17 protein-coding genes are annotated in these 16,406 nt (G+C 64.5%); 6 read left to right on the top strand and 11 right to left on the bottom strand.

Going from position 1 to position 16,406, the window contains the following annotated elements; genetic code table 11:
• Both ACXAHG_RS03065 and ACXAHG_RS03060 read left to right on the top strand, forming a co-directional pair.
• On the top strand, positions 1–366 hold the full coding sequence (locus tag ACXAHG_RS03065) for a DUF2946 family protein (protein ID WP_475055799.1): 366 nt from the start codon (positions 1–3) through the stop codon (positions 364–366).
• A gap of 72 nt (positions 367–438) precedes the next feature.
• Positions 439–1,836 carry a PepSY-associated TM helix domain-containing protein gene (locus ACXAHG_RS03060; protein ID WP_475055798.1) on the top strand — a complete coding sequence of 466 codons (1,398 nt, stop codon included), beginning with the start codon at positions 439–441 and terminating at the stop codon, positions 1,834–1,836.
• Positions 1,837–2,019: 183 nt separating this feature from the next.
• Here the strand turns inward: ACXAHG_RS03060 and ACXAHG_RS03055 are convergent, their stop codons facing one another.
• Positions 2,020–2,748, bottom strand: a complete 729-nt coding sequence (locus tag ACXAHG_RS03055; protein ID WP_475055796.1) for an SDR family NAD(P)-dependent oxidoreductase — start codon at positions 2,746–2,748, stop codon at positions 2,020–2,022.
• A gap of 134 nt (positions 2,749–2,882) precedes the next feature.
• On the opposite strand from ACXAHG_RS03055, the gene argB reads away from it, so the two are divergent.
• The 4 genes from argB (at position 2,883) to ACXAHG_RS03035 (ending at position 5,697) form a co-directional block, all read left to right on the top strand.
• Positions 2,883–3,743, top strand: a complete 861-nt coding sequence (argB, locus tag ACXAHG_RS03050; RefSeq protein ID WP_475040896.1) for an acetylglutamate kinase — start codon at positions 2,883–2,885, stop codon at positions 3,741–3,743.
• Between the two features lie 195 nt (positions 3,744–3,938).
• Complete coding sequence (locus tag ACXAHG_RS03045) at positions 3,939–4,640, top strand: ferredoxin (RefSeq protein WP_475055795.1); 702 nt, start codon at positions 3,939–3,941, stop codon at positions 4,638–4,640.
• Positions 4,637–5,134: a SixA phosphatase family protein gene (locus ACXAHG_RS03040; RefSeq protein ID WP_475040893.1), complete on the top strand. Its 498-nt coding sequence runs from the start codon at positions 4,637–4,639 to the stop codon at positions 5,132–5,134. Before ACXAHG_RS03045 ends, ACXAHG_RS03040 begins: the two co-directional genes overlap by 4 nt.
• Positions 5,135–5,244: 110 nt before the next feature.
• On the top strand, positions 5,245–5,697 hold the full coding sequence (locus ACXAHG_RS03035; protein ID WP_475055794.1) for a DUF411 domain-containing protein: 453 nt from the start codon (positions 5,245–5,247) through the stop codon (positions 5,695–5,697).
• A 100-nt stretch (positions 5,698–5,797) separates the two neighbouring features.
• Here ACXAHG_RS03035 and ACXAHG_RS03030 read toward each other — a convergent pair whose 3' ends face one another.
• The 10 genes from ACXAHG_RS03030 to ACXAHG_RS02985 form a co-directional block, all read right to left on the bottom strand.
• Entirely contained in the window at positions 5,798–6,589 is a 792-nt protein-coding gene (locus ACXAHG_RS03030) for an amino acid ABC transporter ATP-binding protein (RefSeq protein ID WP_475040890.1), read from the bottom strand.
• A 12-nt stretch (positions 6,590–6,601) separates the two neighbouring features.
• A complete protein-coding gene (locus tag ACXAHG_RS03025; protein WP_475040888.1) occupies positions 6,602–7,906 on the bottom strand; it encodes an amino acid ABC transporter permease in 1,305 nt (434 codons plus the stop codon).
• Between the two features lies 1 nt (position 7,907).
• Positions 7,908–9,176 carry an amino acid ABC transporter permease gene (locus tag ACXAHG_RS03020; RefSeq protein WP_475040886.1) on the bottom strand — a complete coding sequence of 423 codons (1,269 nt, stop codon included), beginning with the start codon at positions 9,174–9,176 and terminating at the stop codon, positions 7,908–7,910.
• Between the two features lie 125 nt (positions 9,177–9,301).
• The gene (locus ACXAHG_RS03015; RefSeq protein WP_475040884.1) at positions 9,302–10,318 is read right to left on the bottom strand and encodes an amino acid ABC transporter substrate-binding protein; all 1,017 of its coding nucleotides are present in this window, start codon (positions 10,316–10,318) and stop codon (positions 9,302–9,304) included.
• Positions 10,319–10,549: 231 nt separating this feature from the next.
• Positions 10,550–11,254, bottom strand: coding sequence for an ATP12 family chaperone protein (locus ACXAHG_RS03010; protein ID WP_475055792.1), 705 nt, complete (start codon positions 11,252–11,254; stop codon positions 10,550–10,552).
• 3 nt (positions 11,255–11,257) lie between these two features.
• Entirely contained in the window at positions 11,258–11,926 is a 669-nt protein-coding gene (locus ACXAHG_RS03005) for an HAD family hydrolase (RefSeq protein ID WP_475040881.1), read from the bottom strand.
• Positions 11,923–12,969 carry an RluA family pseudouridine synthase gene (locus ACXAHG_RS03000; protein WP_475040879.1) on the bottom strand — a complete coding sequence of 349 codons (1,047 nt, stop codon included), beginning with the start codon at positions 12,967–12,969 and terminating at the stop codon, positions 11,923–11,925. The genes ACXAHG_RS03005 and ACXAHG_RS03000 overlap by 4 nt, the downstream gene beginning before the upstream one ends.
• Complete coding sequence (crcB, locus tag ACXAHG_RS02995; RefSeq protein WP_475040878.1) at positions 12,966–13,346, bottom strand: fluoride efflux transporter CrcB; 381 nt, start codon at positions 13,344–13,346, stop codon at positions 12,966–12,968. The genes ACXAHG_RS03000 and crcB overlap by 4 nt, the downstream gene beginning before the upstream one ends.
• 167 nt (positions 13,347–13,513) lie before the next feature.
• Positions 13,514–14,821: a replication-associated recombination protein A gene (locus tag ACXAHG_RS02990; protein WP_475055791.1), complete on the bottom strand. Its 1,308-nt coding sequence runs from the start codon at positions 14,819–14,821 to the stop codon at positions 13,514–13,516.
• Between the two features lie 62 nt (positions 14,822–14,883).
• Entirely contained in the window at positions 14,884–16,290 is a 1,407-nt protein-coding gene (locus ACXAHG_RS02985; protein ID WP_475040875.1) for a trypsin-like peptidase domain-containing protein, read from the bottom strand.
• Positions 16,291–16,406 lie beyond the last annotated feature (116 nt).

Here is a 16,406-nt window from a genome sequence, read left to right as displayed (position 1 = left end):
GTGCTCAGGCGCCTGCCCTCCCTGCTGGTTGTGATTGCCCTGGCCGTGGCCGGGCTGATCCCTTCCGGCTGGATGCCGGCCTCGGCGCAGGACGGCAAGGTGCTTCTGGTGATCTGTACAGGCACCGGCCCGGTGGAAACCTGGGTCGATCTGGACAGCGGCGAACCCCATGCGCCGGCGGAGCAGATGGAGGACCGCAGCTGTCCATTTGCGGCCCTTGGCGCGGTGGCGCTGCTGCCGGACAATCTTGTTGAACTCGACCTGAACGAACCTCTCAGCGACCGCTGGTCGCGCGAGGCCTTCACCCATCACACCGCCGGTTTCCACTGGCGCTATGACGCCCGCGGCCCGCCCGCGCTCTCCTGACTTTCTGAACAAAACTGACATTTCCGCCGGCGCCCCTGCGCGACCGGCCCTGTTCCGATATGGAGAGACCCAATGGCAACCAGCCAACCGCAACCCGCGGGCCAGTCCCGCCCGCTTACTGAGAAATTCTACTTCGCCGTCTGGCGCTGGCACTTCTACGCCGGCCTGTTTGTGATCCCCTTCCTGATCATGCTGGCCGTCACCGGCCTGATGATGATGTTCATCACCCAATTCGACGGCCGCGACGGCGAGAAGATTACCGTCACCCAAGGCGCCGCCGAACTATCCCTGCCCCAGCAGGAGGCCGCCGTATTGGCCGCGCAGCCCGGCACCCTCGCCGAATGGATCGGCCCCAAGGCGCCTGATCTGGCCGCAGTGTTCCGGGTAAAAACAGATGAGGGCCAGCGTCTGGTCGCACTGGATCAATACACCGGCGAGGTGCTTGAGGTCTGGGACCGCCGCGCTGGCTGGTATGACCTGGCCGACAATATCCACTCCACCTTGCTGATCGGCGACACCGGCGACCGGCTGATCGAGATCGCCGCAGGTCTTGGCATCGTGCTAGTGCTGACCGGCCTCTACATGTGGTGGCCGCGCGGCAATGCCGCCAGCGCCTTCATCCCCAATTTCCGCGCCAAGGGCCGTGCGATGTGGAAGAACCTGCACGCGGTCACCGGCTTCTGGATGTCTGCGCTCTTGGTCATCTTCCTGATCTCGGGCCTTTCCTGGACCGGCATTTGGGGCGGCCAGATGATGCAGGCCTGGAGCACTTTCCCAGCGGCAAAATGGGACAACGTGCCCCTGTCTGATGACATCCACGCCAGCATGAACCACGGGTCCACCAACGACGTGCCCTGGGCGCTGGAGCAGACCCCGATGCCCGCTTCCGGCTCTGACGCCGGGATCACCGGCACGGCCGAGGGCGCGCCCGTGGACGCCGCCAGCCTGATCGCCCTGGGCCGCACCTTGGGAATGGAGGGCCGCTTCCGCCTCGCCTATCCGGGCGGCGAGACCGGCGTCTGGACCCTCAACCGCGACAGCATGAGCGGCGACGGCGACAGCCCCTTCATCGACCGCACCGTGCATGTGGACCAGTACAGCGGCAAGATCCTGGCGGATGTGAAATACGACGACTACTCGCTCGCGGGTAAGGCGATGGCGGTCAGCATCCCCTTCCACATGGGGCTTATGGGCACCTGGAGCTTCGTGCTGAATGTGGTGTTCTGCCTGGCGGTGATCTTTGTCTGCGTCTCCGGACTGGTGATGTGGGTCAAGCGCCGCCCCGCCGGTGCCGCCCGCCTGGCCGCGCCGCCGGAACCGGCAGAGATGCCGTTCTGGAAAGGCGCTGCGCTGATTGCCGTGCTGGTGTCGCTGGCCTTCCCACTGACCGGCCTGGTGCTTTTGGCCGTGCTGGCCTTTGACGTGCTGTTGCTGGGCAACCTGCCAGTGCTGAAACGCGCGGTGAGCTAGCCGCGCATAGGCGCAACCTTTGAGAAGGGTAACGCCTGTCCACAGGGTGGGCGTCCCAAGCCATGGTGTGGCAGTTTATCCCGCAAACCACATCCCCGGCGGCGTATGCCCGACCCGTCCCAAAACGCCCGCCCGAGGGGGCGGACGGGCGTTGCCCGGCGCGCTACGCGCTTGTTCCGGGCTTTAGACGTGCTGCGCGCCGTTCACCTCGATCTCGGCGCCGGAGATATAGGAGCTGCCCTCCGAACAAAGGAAATAGATGGCTGAGGCCACCTCCTCCGGCTGGCCCAACCGCTGCATCGGCAGCTTAGCGACGATCTTTTCGGTGCCAGGCGACAGGATTGAGGTTTCCACCTCCCCCGGCGCAATCGCATTGACCCGCACGCCCAATGGCCCGAAGTCATGCGCCATTTCCCGCGTCAGCGCCGCCAGCGCCGCCTTCGACGTGGCATAGGCGGCCCCCGCAAAAGGATGCACCCGGCTGCCCGCAATCGACGTCACGTTGACGACGGATCCCTTGGCCGCCGCCAGCTCATCCTTCAGGCCGCGGGCCAGCACCACAGAGGCAAAGAAATTCACGTGAAACACCTTGCCCCAATCCATCAGGTCGGTGTTGAGCGTGCTGAGCCGCTCCCCCTCCGGCCCCTTGGGCGAAATGCCTGCGTTGTTGACCAGGGCATCCAGCCGGCCGTCCAGCATCTCCTGGATCCGGCCCACCGCATTGATCGTGTCCGACGGGTCCGACAGGTCCAGCTGCACATGGTTTTCCTGGCCGCCGCCCCAGGGGCATTCCTGCGGGAACGGCTGGCGCGAGCAGGTGATGACCCTCCAGCCCTCGGCGTTGAAGCGGCGCACGGTGGCATGGCCGATGCCGCGGCTGGCGCCTGTCAGCAGTAGTGTCTTCTGGCGCATGGCGCCCTCCTGATGAGAGAATCTGGCCTGAGCCTAGCATCCGCGCCGCCATCCGCAACGGGGTGCGCCAATCGCAACCCTTGGCAGCGGCGGCGGAACCCCGTAACACATCCTTGCCAAGGGATGATGCAGCAATGAAGAAACAAGATATGAACCGCGATTGGATTGCCACCGCCGAAACCCTCTCCAGCGCGCTGCCGTATTTCCAGCGCTTTGCCGGGGCGATTGTCGTCATCAAGCTGGGCGGCCACGCCATGGGCAGCGACGAGGCGATGGAGACCTTTGCCCGCGACATCGTGCTGATGCGCCAGGTCGGCGTGAACCCGGTCATCGTGCATGGCGGCGGGCCGATGATCAACGCGATGCTGGAAAAGCTCCAGATCAAGTCGGAATTCGTGAACGGCAAGCGCGTCACCGATGCTGCCACTATGGAAGTGGTGGAAATGGTGCTGTCCGGCGTCGTCAACAAGCGAATCGTGCAGGCGATCAACAGCCAGGGCGGCCGCGCTGTCGGCCTGTCGGGCAAGGACGCGAATCTAATCACCTGCGACCAGGCCGATCCGGATCTGGGCTTTGTCGGCGCGCCAGCGGAAATGGACCCCAAGGTGCTGCACGGGCTGTTTGAGAAAAACATGATCCCGGTGATCGCGCCCATTGGCGGCGGCCGGGACGGTGAGACCTACAATATCAACGGCGACACTGCGGCCGGCGCCATCGCCAAGGCGCTGCAGGCAGACCGCCTGCTGCTGCTGACGGATGTGGCCGGCGTCAAAAACGGCGACGGTGATGTGGTGACAGAGCTGAAAGCGGCGGATGTCGAGGAAATGACCGCCAGCGGCGTGATCGCGGGCGGCATGATCCCCAAGACCGAAACCGCGCTGGATGCGGTCCGCAACGGCGTGCGCGCCTGCACCATCGTTGACGGGCGGGTCCAGAATGCAGTGCTGCTGGAACTGTACACCGATCACGGCGCAGGCTCGATGATCCGCGCCTGAGGCGCCGGTTTTCAGGAAACAGGGGGCACCGCCCCTCCAGACTCCGGATGGATTGCAGAATACGGCGGCCGTGGCCGCGGGTCTGATCCGGGCGGCGGGAAGACGCCGGCAGGACAGGACCGGACGTTTTTGCGCTCCGGCAGCTGGCCTCGCGCTGCTAGGCTCCCCCCAAAGCGAGCAGAGCGGAGGCGCAAAATGACCCTGACCGGCCAGCCTGACACCGGCGCGCAGGACGCGCTGTTCTATGCCGGAAGCGCACAGGCCGCGGCAGCGGCCGGGCTGGCCATCCATGGCGCGCTGCACCCTGCCCGCCAGCCGGTCCAGGCGCTGACCGGCGGCACGCTGCTCCTCTTGGGCACCGAAGGCGCCTTCTGGCCGCTGTTCCAGGCCAGCCCGGAATACCGCGACGGCCACCCGGACCCCGTTGACCGCTGGTCGCAACGGGTGGTCTCCGCGCTGGCAAAGCGGCTGGGGGCCACGGCCTATTTCCCCTTTGGCGGGCCGCCCTATACGCCCTTCATCAACTGGGCGCTGGCCTCGGGGCGGTTTTTCACATCGCCGTCACAGATGATGGTGCATGATCGCACCGGGATGCTGATTTCCTTGCGGGGGGCCCTTCATTTCGACCAGGAATTTGACATTCCCCCTCCGCCTTTGGCAGACTCTCCCTGTCAAAGCTGCCCTGCCCGCCCCTGCCTCAGCGCCTGCCCCGTTTCGGCCCTGGCAGAGGGAGGCCCCTACGATCTGGCGGCCTGCCACGACTATCTGGACACCCGCGCAGGCGCCGGCTGCATGACCGACGGCTGTCTTGCACGCCGGGCCTGCCCGCTCAGCCGCGATGCCGGCCGGGATCCCGGACAAACCGCACACCACATGAGGCATTTTCACCCCCAATGACCTGTACTTTGATCCTGACCCGCCACGCCAAATCCGCCTGGGACGCCAATGTGCCCAGCGACCACGCCCGCCCGCTGAACAAGCGCGGCCGCCGTTCTGCCCCCGCAATTGCCGCCTGGCTGCGCGGCAACGGCTACCTGCCGGATCAGGTGATTTCCTCGTCATCGCAGCGCACCCGCGAGACCTGCGAACTGATGGAGCTGGGGGTGCCCGCGCGCTTCACCGAACGGCTGTATCACGCCAACTCCGAGATCATGTTCAAGGTGCTGAGCGAGGCAGAACAGCCGCGGGTCATGCTGATCGGCCATAACCCGGGCATTGCCGCTTTTGCCCATTCCATCGTCTCCCGCCCGCCTGATCATGTGCGCTTCGACGACTACCCGACCGGTGCGACACTGGTGGCGGAGTTCGATATCAGCAGCTGGCGGGATCTGGCCTGGAGCAGCGGCAGAACCGTGGATTTCGCCGTCCCGCGCGAGCTTTTGGGCGAATGACCGGACCGCAGATGCGGCAATAGCGCGCATCCCGCGCGGGAGGGGCATAGCAGCTGCGCGCTGATGGGCCTAGTTTTGCCCCGGTACATCCTGCCGGACTGGAGACTGTCATGCACCGCCGTTCCCTGCTGCTGGCCGCAGCCGCCCTGCCCCTTACCGCCCTGCCGGGCTTTGCCGCGGCAGCGGAGACCATCCGCATCATGAAGTCGCCTTCCTGCGGCTGCTGCACCGCCTGGGCGGATCACCTGGCCGCCGCCGGTTTCCGGACCGACGTGCGCAATGTGGCCGATGAAGACCTCTGGGCGATGAAGGAGCGGCTGGGCATCAGCGGCGACCTGTCCTCCTGCCACACCGCCATGGCCGGGCCCTATGTGATTGAGGGGCATGTGCCGGCAAAGGACATCCAGAGATTGCTGGCGGAACAGCCCGCGGCCCTGGGGCTGACCGTGCCGGGGATGCCCATCGGCTCTCCGGGGATGGAAATGGGGGAGGAGCGCGAGGCGTTTGACACCCTGCTGATCCTGGCAGATGGCACGACCGAAGTGTTCGCCAGCCATTCCTGATCCAACTTGCCAGACTAAAAAAGGCCGGGCGCAGTGCCCGGCCTTTTGTGTTTCATGAGCCTCGCAGGGCGGGCGGTTCCGCCCGCCGCCAGCCGTCGCCTCAGTGGCCCAGGATCTGGCTGAGGAACAGTTTGGTGCGCTCGCTCTTCGGGTTGTTGAAGAACTCTTCCGGCTCGTTCTGTTCGACGATTTGGCCCGCATCCATAAAGATCACCCGGTTCGCCACCTGGCGGGCAAAGCCCATCTCGTGGGTCACACAGAGCATGGTCATGCCTTCCTCGGCCAGTTCGATCATGGTGTCCAGGACCTCCTTGATCATCTCCGGGTCGAGCGCCGATGTCGGTTCATCGAACAGCATGATGCGCGGCATCATGCAAAGCGAGCGCGCGATGGCCACACGCTGCTGCTGGCCACCCGACAGCTGGCCGGGGTACTTATGGGCCTGGTCCGGGATCTTGACCTTTTCCAGGAAATGCATCGCCCGCTCGATCGCCTCCTTCTTGGGAGTCTTGCGGACCCAGATCGGCGCCAGCGTGCAGTTCTCCAGGATCGACAGATGCGGGAACAGGTTGAAGTGCTGGAACACCATGCCAACCTCGGACCGGATCTTGTCGATGTTCTTGAGGTCGTTCGACAATTCGGTGCCATCCACCACGATCTTGCCCTGCTGGTGCTCTTCCAGCGCATTCAGGCAGCGGATCAGGGTGGATTTGCCGGAGCCGGACGGGCCCGCGATCACGATCCGCTCGCCCTGGTTGACGGTCAGATTGATGTCGCGCAGCACGTGGAAGGACCCGTACCACTTGTTCATGTTGGAGATTTCGATGGCGACCTCGTCGCTCACCTGCATCTTGGAGCGGTCGATTTGACGGTCAGTCATAAGTTCAGACATATGTTGAACTCCTTAACGATGGCCAGTCTGAAGCTTGCGCTCCAGGTACATGGAATAGCGGGACATGCCGAAGCAGAAGACGAAGAACAGCAGGGCGATGAAGCCATAAAGCTCCCAGACGATGCCGTTCCAGTTGGCGTCTGCACGGATTGCGTTGGAAAGGCCCAGCGGGTCCAGAAGCCCGATGATCGAGACCAGCGTGGTGTCCTTGAAGACGCCGATGAAGGTCGAAACGATACCGGGGATCGAGATCTTCAGCGCCTGCGGCATGATGATCAGCCGCTGCGCCTGCCAGTAGTTAAGGCCGAGTGAATCGGCGCCCTCATACTGGCCGCGGGGCAGCGCTGCCAGGCCGCCGCGGATCACCTCGGCCATATAGGCCGCGGCAAACAGCGTCACCATGATCAGCACCCGCAGGATGATGTCAAAGTTGGTTCCCGGAGGCATGAAGATGTTCAGCAGAGTCGAGGCCACGAACAGAAGCGTGATCAGCGGCACCCCGCGGATGAACTCGATGAAGCCCACGCAGATGTATTTGACGATCAAGAGATCCGACTGACGGCCCAGCGCCAGCACGATGCCGATCGGCAAGGAGCAGGCAATGGCCACAACACCGATGGTGACCGACAGCATGAAGCCGCCGAATTTGCGGCTTTCCACCGCTTCGATGCCGATGGGCAGGATCGAGTCGACCACGCCCGCAACCGGTGCTGCCAGCAACAGCCACCAGACAACAGCAGCCACCACGCCAAGGATCACGCCCAGCAGGGTGCTCATCGCTTCGGAGACGAACTTGTAGACCAGCCCGCCGATCACAAAGCCTGCCAGCGCGGCAACGGGCATCCAGATGGAGCCGCCCCACAGAAGCCAGGGGAAGATGAACGGGTAAAGCGCCGAGAAGATCAGCAGCTTCGACGGCACCTTGTCCGAGAACAGAACCGGGGCCAAAGCCGCGCCCAGCAGCAGGAAGGCAGCAACCGGGCGCCAGTACAGGTGGCTCGGGTAGAAGCCGAAGATCAGCTGGATCCAGCGTTCCTTGATCACACCCCAGCAGGCGCCATGGGCATCGCCATGGCCGGCCGCAGTCAGCGTCTCGCGGCAGTTGGACAGCGAGGTGCCGTCCCAGGTCGGCGACAGGATCCAGGGCACGATCGCCGCCAGCACGGAATAGATCGCGGCAATCGACGCCAGGGTCAGGATCGAGTTGAACCAGCTGGAGAACAGGTTATGCCGCGCCCAGCCGATCACACCGACCTCAGAGGCCGGGGGATCCTGCTCGGGAAGCATTTCGGTGCGGACAAATCCGATATCAGACATCTCAGCGCTCCTTCAGCTTCACGGCTTCGTTGTACCAGTTCATGATCGCCGAAATGGTCAGCGAGATCGCCAGGTACACCAGCATCAGCAAAAGAACGCACTCCAGCTCGCGGCCGGTCTGGTTCATGGTGATGCCGCCCAATGTCCCGGTAATGTCCATGTAGCCCACGGCAATCGCCAGCGACGAGTTCTTGGTCAGGTTCAGATAGTTGGAGATCAGCGGCGGGATGATCACCCGCAGCGCCTGCGGCAGGATCACCAGCGACATGATCTTGTTGGAACGCAGTCCCAGCGCCTCGGCGGCTTCGGTCTGGCCCTTGGAGATCGCCATGATGCCCGCGCGCACGATTTCCGCGATGAAGGCCGCAGTGTACAGCGACAGCGCCAGCCACAGGGCAATCAGCGAGTTGCGCAGATGGGTGCCGCCCTTGAAGTTGAAGCCCTTCAGCTCCGGGTAGCCCAGGTGGAAACCCAGCACCGACAGCAGGATCACCATCGGCAGAACCACTACGGCGGTGCGGATGTGCCAGGTCTTGGGACGGTCGCCGGTGGCTTCCTGGATGCGGTCGGCGCGCTGGCGGATCTTCAACGAGGCAAACAGGCTGAGGCCCAGCACCACCAGAATGGCCACCAGGTCCAGGCTGACATCAAACCGCAGCGAGGCATCGCCCAGCAGGTGAACGTCACCCAGCGAGCGCGAGAACAGCGGTTCGGGGATATAGACACCGCGGTTGGTCACGGCAACGCTGTCCATCAGGCTCATCGTGGCTTCGGGGTTTTCACCCCGGAACGCCCGCGGCGCCGGAAGGGTTTCGATCAGGATCGCCATCACGAACACGATCCACAGAAGCACCGGCACGTTGCGGAACATCTCGACGTAGATCGTCATCAGGCGGGCCACCAGCCAGTTCGACGACAAGCGCAGAACACCGATAACCACCCCTAGGACGGTGGCGGTGATACAGCCCAGAAAGGCGACGACCAGCGTATTCAGAAGCCCCATCAGCGCGGCCCGCAAATGGGTATCGCGAGACGTGTACTCCAGCAGGCGCTGGTTGATGTCATAGCTGGCGGGCTCCGCGAAGAAGCCGAAGTCGATCGGCTTGCCCAGCGCGGCCAGGTTGCTCAGCGTGTTATTGATAAGCCAGGCTGCCAAAAGCATGAACCCGAACATGGCGATGACCTGGATGGTCCCCGACCGGTAACGGGTATCGTAAAGGAGCATAGACAGCCGGAACTGCTCCTTTGGCGGGTCAGTAAGCGTTGACATATATTGTGATCCCCTGACTCCGGCTCTCTATCCTGGCGGGGTTGTCCCCGCTCCGCAGCGGTCCGGAGCTTTTTTCAGATAGGAAAAGGGCGCAGGAAATACCTGCGCCCCTCCCGGTGGTGTGTTTAGCGGAACGGCGGCGAGTACAGCAGGCCGCCTTCGGTCCACTGTGCGTTCAGGCCGCGGGCCAGGCCAACCGGAGTGTCTTCGCCGATGTTCTTGGCAAAGACTTCACCATAGTTGCCCTCGGAAGCGATGGCTTTCTGCGCCCAGTCAGCCGACAGGCCCAGCATTTCGCCCAGGGTGCCTTCGGTGCCCAGCAGGCGGTTGATTTCCGGGTTCTCTGTGCCGGCAGCCATTTCGCTCAGGTTGGCGGAGGTGATGCCCAGCTCTTCAGCCGAGACCAGCGCGTTCAGGGTCCAGCGGACAACGTCGCCCCACTCGTGGTCGCCATGGCGGACCAGCGGGCCCAGCGGCTCCTTGGAGATGATTTCCGGCAGGATCACATGCGCGCCCGGATCGTCAAAGGTTGCGCGGGTCGCGGCCAGGCCGGAGGCATCGGTGGTGTAGACGTCGCAGGCGCCAGCCAGGTACTGCTGCTGCGCTTCGGCGTTGGTCTCGATCGGCACCGGCTCATAGCTGATGTTGTTGGAGCGGAAGAAATCCGCCAGGTTCAGCTCGGTGGTGGTGCCGGTCTGGATGCAGACGGTGGCGCCGTCCAGTTCCTTGGCCGAGCTGACGCCCAGCTCTTTCGGGACCATAAAGCCCTGGCCGTCATAGTAGTTGACGCCGGTGAATTCGAATTTCAGGTCCACGTCGCGGCTGAAGGTCCAGGTGGTGTTGCGGGCCAGCATGTCGATCTCGCCCGACGCCAGCGCGGTAAAGCGGGTCTTGCCGGTGGTCGGCACGAATTCCACAGCTTTGGAATCGCCCAGCACGGCTGCAGCCACAGCACGGCAGACGGCAACGTCAAAACCTTCCCATTCGCCATTCGCATTCGGAGCCGCAAAGCCGACCAGGCCAACGGTGACGCCGCAGTTCAGTTTGCCGCGCGCCTTGACGTCGTCCAGGGTGCCAGCAGATGCAGCGCCAGCCGCAAGACCGGCAAAGGTCATTGCGCCCAAAATTACGGATTTTTTCATTTTTACCTCTTCCTGATAGTCCGCCATTCGGCGGTTCTTATTAACCGGCGATCCCCCGCCGGTAATGAGACTGAAGAAGGGTTTACCCCTAATTCGCGCCCAAGTGTGGGCGCATTCATCAACAAACGTCAAGGGCGGGATCATGAAATTCGATGTGCGCAGCGCGCACAAACTATTCCAGCGTATAATTTTCTGTCGATCCGAGGGGGTGAAAGGTAATTTTTTGAACTGTCAGGAAAAATCGTAGAATCGCTTGGCGTGCAGAAACTCCTGCCGCTTCACTTCGGCGGCAGCCTGGGCTTCCTCGTCAACGCCCCATTGCTCCTCCTGCCAGCGCTCGTCCAGACGCGACAGCAGCCAGATCTCATCGGCGCCGCGCCAGCCCTGCGCAGCCGCAAAGCCAAGGATCAAAGAGCCCGAAATCCCTACCAAATCATGGAAAGCCGCCAGCTGGAACGGGGTCATCTCATGCACTTTGTCCGACAGCACGGCCAGCGCCGTGGCGTCCTGCGGCTGGTGCAAAACACCCGAACGCGGCTGCAGCCGGGCGCCCAGAACCTCCGCCGCCCAGTCCAGAACCGGGTCCCATTCCCGCGCCTGACGCAACGTCAATTCCACGGGGGCGTCGGCGCGGTAGCACAGCAGGTCGGAATCGCCGTATTCGGCCAGCATGGCCGCCACTTCACTGTGCTGATGTGTCACCTTGTCAATCGCAGCGTTGGCAGACCGGGTGCAAGGCATGGTTTTCGGGTCAACTGATTCGGTCTGGGCGTCCCATTCCGCGGCAATGGCCTCTGCCATGGCGCGGGTCGGCACAGCCAGCGGTGCCTTGGCCGGGGTCTTCACCCGGCGCCCGTCCAATTCAATGGCAAAGCCGTCTCTGGTCTCCGCCAGCGTGACCTCTTTCCAGAACCGTTTCTGTGCCCAGCCGCTCATCTCTTAGCCTTTCCAGATCTCTGCCAGCAGCGGGCGCAGCTCCGCGAAATCGCGGATCAGGTAATCGGCGCCCAATGTCTCTGCCGGGTGATAGCCCCAGGGCACGGCGATGGTGGTGACCCCCGCTGCGCGCCCCATTTCAATGTCATACCGCGTGTCGCCGACCATCACGGTGTTTTCGCGGCCCACCCCGGTTTCCGCCATCGCAGTCAGCACCATCGACGGATGCGGCTTGGACGGGTGGTGATCCGCCACCTGCCGGGTCACGAAACAAGTCAGCCCATGCGCCGCGATCAGCGCATCCACCCCGCGCTGGGATTTGCCGGTGGCGACCCCCAGCAGATATTCCGGCACCTCATTGAGCTCTGCCAGCATCTCCTGCGTGCCGGGGTAAAGCGGCGAATGCGCCGCGCCCGCCGCCTCGCGCGCCAGCATGTAAGAGGATTTATAGCCCTCCACCAGCGCCTCCAGCGTGGCGGCGTCCTGTTCCGGCGCCAGCTCGCGCATCGCCAGCGGCAGCGACAGGCCGACGATGGACAGGATCCTATCGCGCGGCGGGGTTTCCAGCCCAACCCCTTGAAAAGCCTCTGCCATGGCGCCGGTGATCGCGCCCTGGCTGTCCACCAGGGTGCCATCCACGTCAAACAGGATCAGCCGCAGGTCCGCGCTCACTTCAGATCCTCGAACGGGTCATCGGCGGCCAGGTCCTCGGTCCAGCCGAAGGTGTCCCAGCTTTCCTTCATGTGGTCGGGCAGCGGCGCCACAACCGACACCGGCTTGCGGGTGACGGGATGCTCAAACACCATCCGGCGCGCGTGCAGGTGCAGCTTCTTGGAGATCACGCCGCCGATCGAGGCGCCCCATCCGTCGCCCAGGTTCTCCTGCCCCGAGCCGCCGTATTTGCCGTCGCCCGCAATCGGATGCCCCATGCCGGACATATGCGCCCGCAGCTGGTGGGTGCGGCCGGTGATCGGCTCCATCGCCACCCAGGCAGCGCGGCTGGCCACCCGGTAGAGCGTGGCATAAAGCGTATGCGCCCGCTTGGCGCCATAGGTGTCGTCGATGTCCTGCGGATGCACGTTGATCATCTTTTCGCCTTCGCCGGATTTACCATGGCCCGGCGCCTTCACCAGCCCGTTCTTGATCTCACCCAGATACGGCGTCGGCACGCCCGCCACCAGCGCCCAGTAGATCTTGCGGGTGTTCTTGTGGCGGAAGGCCGCGGTCAGGCCTTGCGCCGCCTTGCGGTTGCGCGCCAGCACCAGTACGCCAGAGGTGTCCTTGTCGATCCGGTGCACCAGCTTGGGCTTATCCTCCAGCCCGAACTTCAGCGCCTCTGCCAGCCCGTCCACATGCTTGGTGGTGCCAGAGCCGCCCTGCACTGCCAGGCCGGCGGGCTTGTTCAGCACGATCACGTCATCGTCGCGGTAGATCACGCAAGACTGGATCATTTTGGCATCGGCGTCCGAGATTTTCATCTCGCGCGGCGCAGCCGGTTTCAGATCGCTGTCCGCCAGCGGCGGCACCCGCACCACCTGCCCCGCCTCGACGCGGGTATTGGCCTTCACCCGGCCGCCATCCAAGCGCAGCTCGCCCTTGCGGCACATCTTCTCGATGCGGCCCTGGTTCACATGCGGAAACAGCCGCCGCAGCCAGCGGTCGATGCGCTGGCCGCTGTCGTCTTCGCTGACGGTAATCATCTGAACGCCGCTCATGCGAACACTCCCCTTGCGGCCATCAGGCCCAGAAACAATCCGCCGACCGACAGGCCCACGGACAAAGCTACATACAGCGCCGCCTGCCCGAAGGCGCCGCGCTCGATCAGGTTGGCGGTCTCCAGCGAGAACGCTGAAAACGTGGTGAACCCGCCCATCAGCCCGGTCATCACCAAGGGGCTGAGCCAGGTCAGGTCCCGCAGCGCCGCCGCCACCACGAACATCCCCATCAGAAAGGATCCGAGGATATTCACCGTCAGGATCGCCACCGGAAAGTCATGGTGCCCCAGGACCCGGATGATGCCCAGCCCGGCCAGATAGCGGCACACCGCCCCAACAGCGCCGCCAAAAGCGACCATGGAAACCGAAGAAATCATCCCCGTCCTGTCGCGCGCGCGTACGGAGATGTCAAGTTTTCCCCGTATTGCACCGCGTGCAAGGCTCAAGCGCTGCACCCGCAGCCCGGCACCTGCCCTTTCATCTTGCCCGAAATACTCCCGCCGGAGGCATCGGTTTTCCGCCAGGAAAGCCGGTCAGCCCGGCTTCAGCCAAACCGCTTCGGCACCGGTTTGCCGGTCACCCGTTCCCAATACTCATCGGCGCGCTTTTCAAAGGTCGGCGACTGCCGCGCCTCGCTGCAGTAAAACCGGCCCGGCGCGATGCCCGGCGCGTATTCCTGCTCCAGCCAGCCCCGCGGGTCCTTGTGCGGGCTGCGGTAGCCCTCATGGCCCAGCTCCGCCGCCCCCTGGTAATGGGCATCGCGCAGATGCAGCGGCACCGGCAGCGGCGGCTCATTCGCCACCGCCGCCAGCGCTGCCGAAATGCCATGGTTGGCCGAACCCGACTTGGGCGCGCGCGCCACATGCAGCGCCGCGTGGGACAGGATGATCTGCGCTTCCGGATAGCCGATCATCTCCACAGCCTGCGCCGCGGCCACCGCCGTTTGCAAGGCGGTATTGTCGGCCAGCCCCACGTCCTCGGAGGCGTGGATCATGATCCGCCGGGCAATAAAGCGCGGATCCTCGCCGCCATGGATCAGCCGCGCCAGCCAGTACAGAACCGCGTTGGGTTCGCCGCCGCGCATCGACTTGATGAAGGCGGAGATCACGTCATAATGCTGGTCCCCCGAACGGTCGTGATTGACCGGTGCCGCCTGGTAGACCTCCGCAATCATCCCGTCCGACACCACCACCGGTGCGCCCGGGGCATGGCCAACGGCCAGGCTCTCCAGCGTTGTCAGCGCCCGGCGCGCATCGCCCCCGGACCGGCCCGCAATCAGCCGCAGCTGATCCGGGCTCAGCTGCACCTCGATACCGGATTTGGCCAAGTGGCGGATGCCGCGGTCCAGCACCGCCTCCATATCCCCGATCGACACCGGCTCCAGCTTGAGGATCGTCGAGCGCGAGACAAGCGCCTTGGGAAGCGCCGTATAGGGGTTCTGGGTGGTGGCGCCGATGAAATCCGCGGTGCCCTCTTCGCAGATTGCCAAGAGGTCGTCCGCCTGGGTGGCGGAAAACCGGTGCACCTCGTCGACAAAGATCAGCAAGGGGCGGATGCGTGCCTCATCCGCCAGCTGGCGGATATCCTTGACCCCGGCGCGGGTCGCATGCAGCGGCCGGAATTCCTTGTTCAGCATGTCGCCCACTGCCCGCGCGATCGAAGTCTTGCCCACCCCCGGCGGCCCGTAGAGCACGATGCTGCCCAGCTGCCCGGCGGCAATGCGCCGCCGCAGGATCGAGCCTTCGGCGGTCAGCGCCTGCTGGCCGATCACCTCGTCCAGGGACCGGGGCCTCAGGGCAGCGGCAAGCGGCTGGTTGCCCTGGCCCCCGCCTGCGTCAAAGAGATCCGCCATGTTTTACCTCGCCTTTGCGGTCCGCCGGGTCTGCCGGACGCCGTTACAGGATGAGCCGCCGCTTAGAGCCGGAACTTCAGCGTGACCCGCTGGCCGCGGCGGTTCAGGTCCAGCTGGATCCAGCGGCTGCTGGCGGACAGGATTGCCTGAACATCCCCGGTGCTGGCCACCGGCTGGCCATTGACGGCCAGCAGCGCATCACCCGGCTGCACCCCGCCGCGCCCGGCATAAGGGCCGGGGTCGGTCACCACCACCCCCTCTGCCGACAAGGGCAGGCCGAGACGGGCAATCACCTGCGGATTGATCCGTGCCACGGTAAGGCCCGGCAGCGCGGTGGTCTCATCCAGCTGCACCGGGTTGGCGGGCGGCTGATCCGGCGCCGTGATCATCGGCACCTCGACCTCTTCCCGCTCGCTGCCGCGCAGGCGGGTGATGGAAGACAGCCCGTTCAGCCCCGCCACCGACATCCGGAACACCATCTCGGAGGGCGAGTTCACCACCTCGCCATCCACATGGGTTATCACGTCGCCCACCTTGAAGCCCGCCTTGGCAAAGGGGCTTTCGCGGTGCAGGTCCGAAATCACCATGCCCTCGGGCAGTTCCATGCCCAGAGAGGCCGCCAGATCCGCGTCTACCGGCTGCCCCGCCATGCCGGCCCAGGGGCGCTGGAACTCTTCTGAGCCGCGGCGGGCCTGGCTGACGAACTCCTTCACCAGATTGGCGGGGATGGCAAAGCCGATGCCGTTGGAGCCGCCGGAACGCGACAGGATACGGGTGTTGATGCCGATCAGATCGCCGTTCACGTCAATCAGCGCGCCGCCGGAGTTGCCCGGGTTGATCGGCGCGTCGGTCTGGATGTAGTAGCCAAAGCCGTCGCCCGCCCCCATGCCGGTGCGCGCAAGGCCAGAGATGATGCCGCTGCTGACAGTCTGGCCAACGCCAAAGGGATTGCCGATCGCCAGCGCCAGCTCGCCCACCTCAACCTGATCGCTGTCGCGCAAGTTCAGAAAGGGCAGGTCTTCGGCGGCTTCCAGCTGCAGGATCGCCAGGTCGCTGGCCTTGTCGCCCAGGATCACCCGCGCATTGTATTCGCGCCGGTCCGCCGTCACCACGCGGATTTCGGTCGCCATGCCGACGACATGGTAGTTGGAGACCACGATGCCGTCCGCCGACAGGATCACGCCGGAGCCCAGCGAGTTCTCGACCCGCGGCTGCGGCTTGGCAAAACCGCGGAAGAAATCATCGAAGAACGGATCGTTCATGAAAGGCGAGCGGCGGCGCTGCTGCACCTGGCGCACCACCTTGGCATAGATGTTGACCACCGCAGGCGAGGCCTGTTTGACCAGGGGCGCAAAGCCCAGCGCGATTTCCGCCTGGTTCTGCGGCACCCGGGTTTCGGCGGCAGCAGGCCAAGCCATCGCAGGCAGGGCAAGGCAAAAGGCAAGGGCGGTCAAGGCTGGTCGGATCATGCGGGCTCCGTTTGTTGCTGCCCGAAGGATATGCGGAGGACGCGCGCGGATTGCAAGGCAGGACAGTGCCAGGCGGGAACAGGGTGCAGGGGCGCTGCCCCGCAGGTTTGAAAAGA

This window comes from Leisingera sp. ABD4_442 (genome assembly GCF_056160905.1).
The sequence above is the reverse complement of the archived record's forward strand: the minus strand, read 5'-3'. Positions and strand labels throughout refer to the sequence as shown.

Coding starts and splice junctions, on each gene's coding strand:
- ACXAHG_RS03040 (WP_475040893.1), top strand. CDS start 4,637: ATGACCTGTACTTTGATCCTGACCCGCCACGCCAAATCCGCCTGGGAC.
- ACXAHG_RS03015 (WP_475040884.1), bottom strand. CDS start 10,318: ATGAAAAAATCCGTAATTTTGGGCGCAATGACCTTTGCCGGTCTTGCG.
- argB (WP_475040896.1), top strand. CDS start 2,883: ATGAAGAAACAAGATATGAACCGCGATTGGATTGCCACCGCCGAAACC.
- ACXAHG_RS03030 (WP_475040890.1), bottom strand. CDS start 6,589: ATGTCTGAACTTATGACTGACCGTCAAATCGACCGCTCCAAGATGCAG.
- ACXAHG_RS03060 (WP_475055798.1), top strand. CDS start 439: ATGGCAACCAGCCAACCGCAACCCGCGGGCCAGTCCCGCCCGCTTACT.
- ACXAHG_RS02985 (WP_475040875.1), bottom strand. CDS start 16,290: ATGATCCGACCAGCCTTGACCGCCCTTGCCTTTTGCCTTGCCCTGCCT.
- ACXAHG_RS03025 (WP_475040888.1), bottom strand. CDS start 7,906: ATGTCTGATATCGGATTTGTCCGCACCGAAATGCTTCCCGAGCAGGAT.
- ACXAHG_RS03035 (WP_475055794.1), top strand. CDS start 5,245: ATGCACCGCCGTTCCCTGCTGCTGGCCGCAGCCGCCCTGCCCCTTACC.
- ACXAHG_RS03010 (WP_475055792.1), bottom strand. CDS start 11,254: ATGAGCGGCTGGGCACAGAAACGGTTCTGGAAAGAGGTCACGCTGGCG.
- ACXAHG_RS03045 (WP_475055795.1), top strand. CDS start 3,939: ATGACCCTGACCGGCCAGCCTGACACCGGCGCGCAGGACGCGCTGTTC.
- ACXAHG_RS03020 (WP_475040886.1), bottom strand. CDS start 9,176: ATGTCAACGCTTACTGACCCGCCAAAGGAGCAGTTCCGGCTGTCTATG.
- crcB (WP_475040878.1), bottom strand. CDS start 13,346: ATGATTTCTTCGGTTTCCATGGTCGCTTTTGGCGGCGCTGTTGGGGCG.
- ACXAHG_RS02990 (WP_475055791.1), bottom strand. CDS start 14,821: ATGGCGGATCTCTTTGACGCAGGCGGGGGCCAGGGCAACCAGCCGCTT.
- ACXAHG_RS03055 (WP_475055796.1), bottom strand. CDS start 2,748: ATGCGCCAGAAGACACTACTGCTGACAGGCGCCAGCCGCGGCATCGGC.
- ACXAHG_RS03000 (WP_475040879.1), bottom strand. CDS start 12,969: ATGAGCGGCGTTCAGATGATTACCGTCAGCGAAGACGACAGCGGCCAG.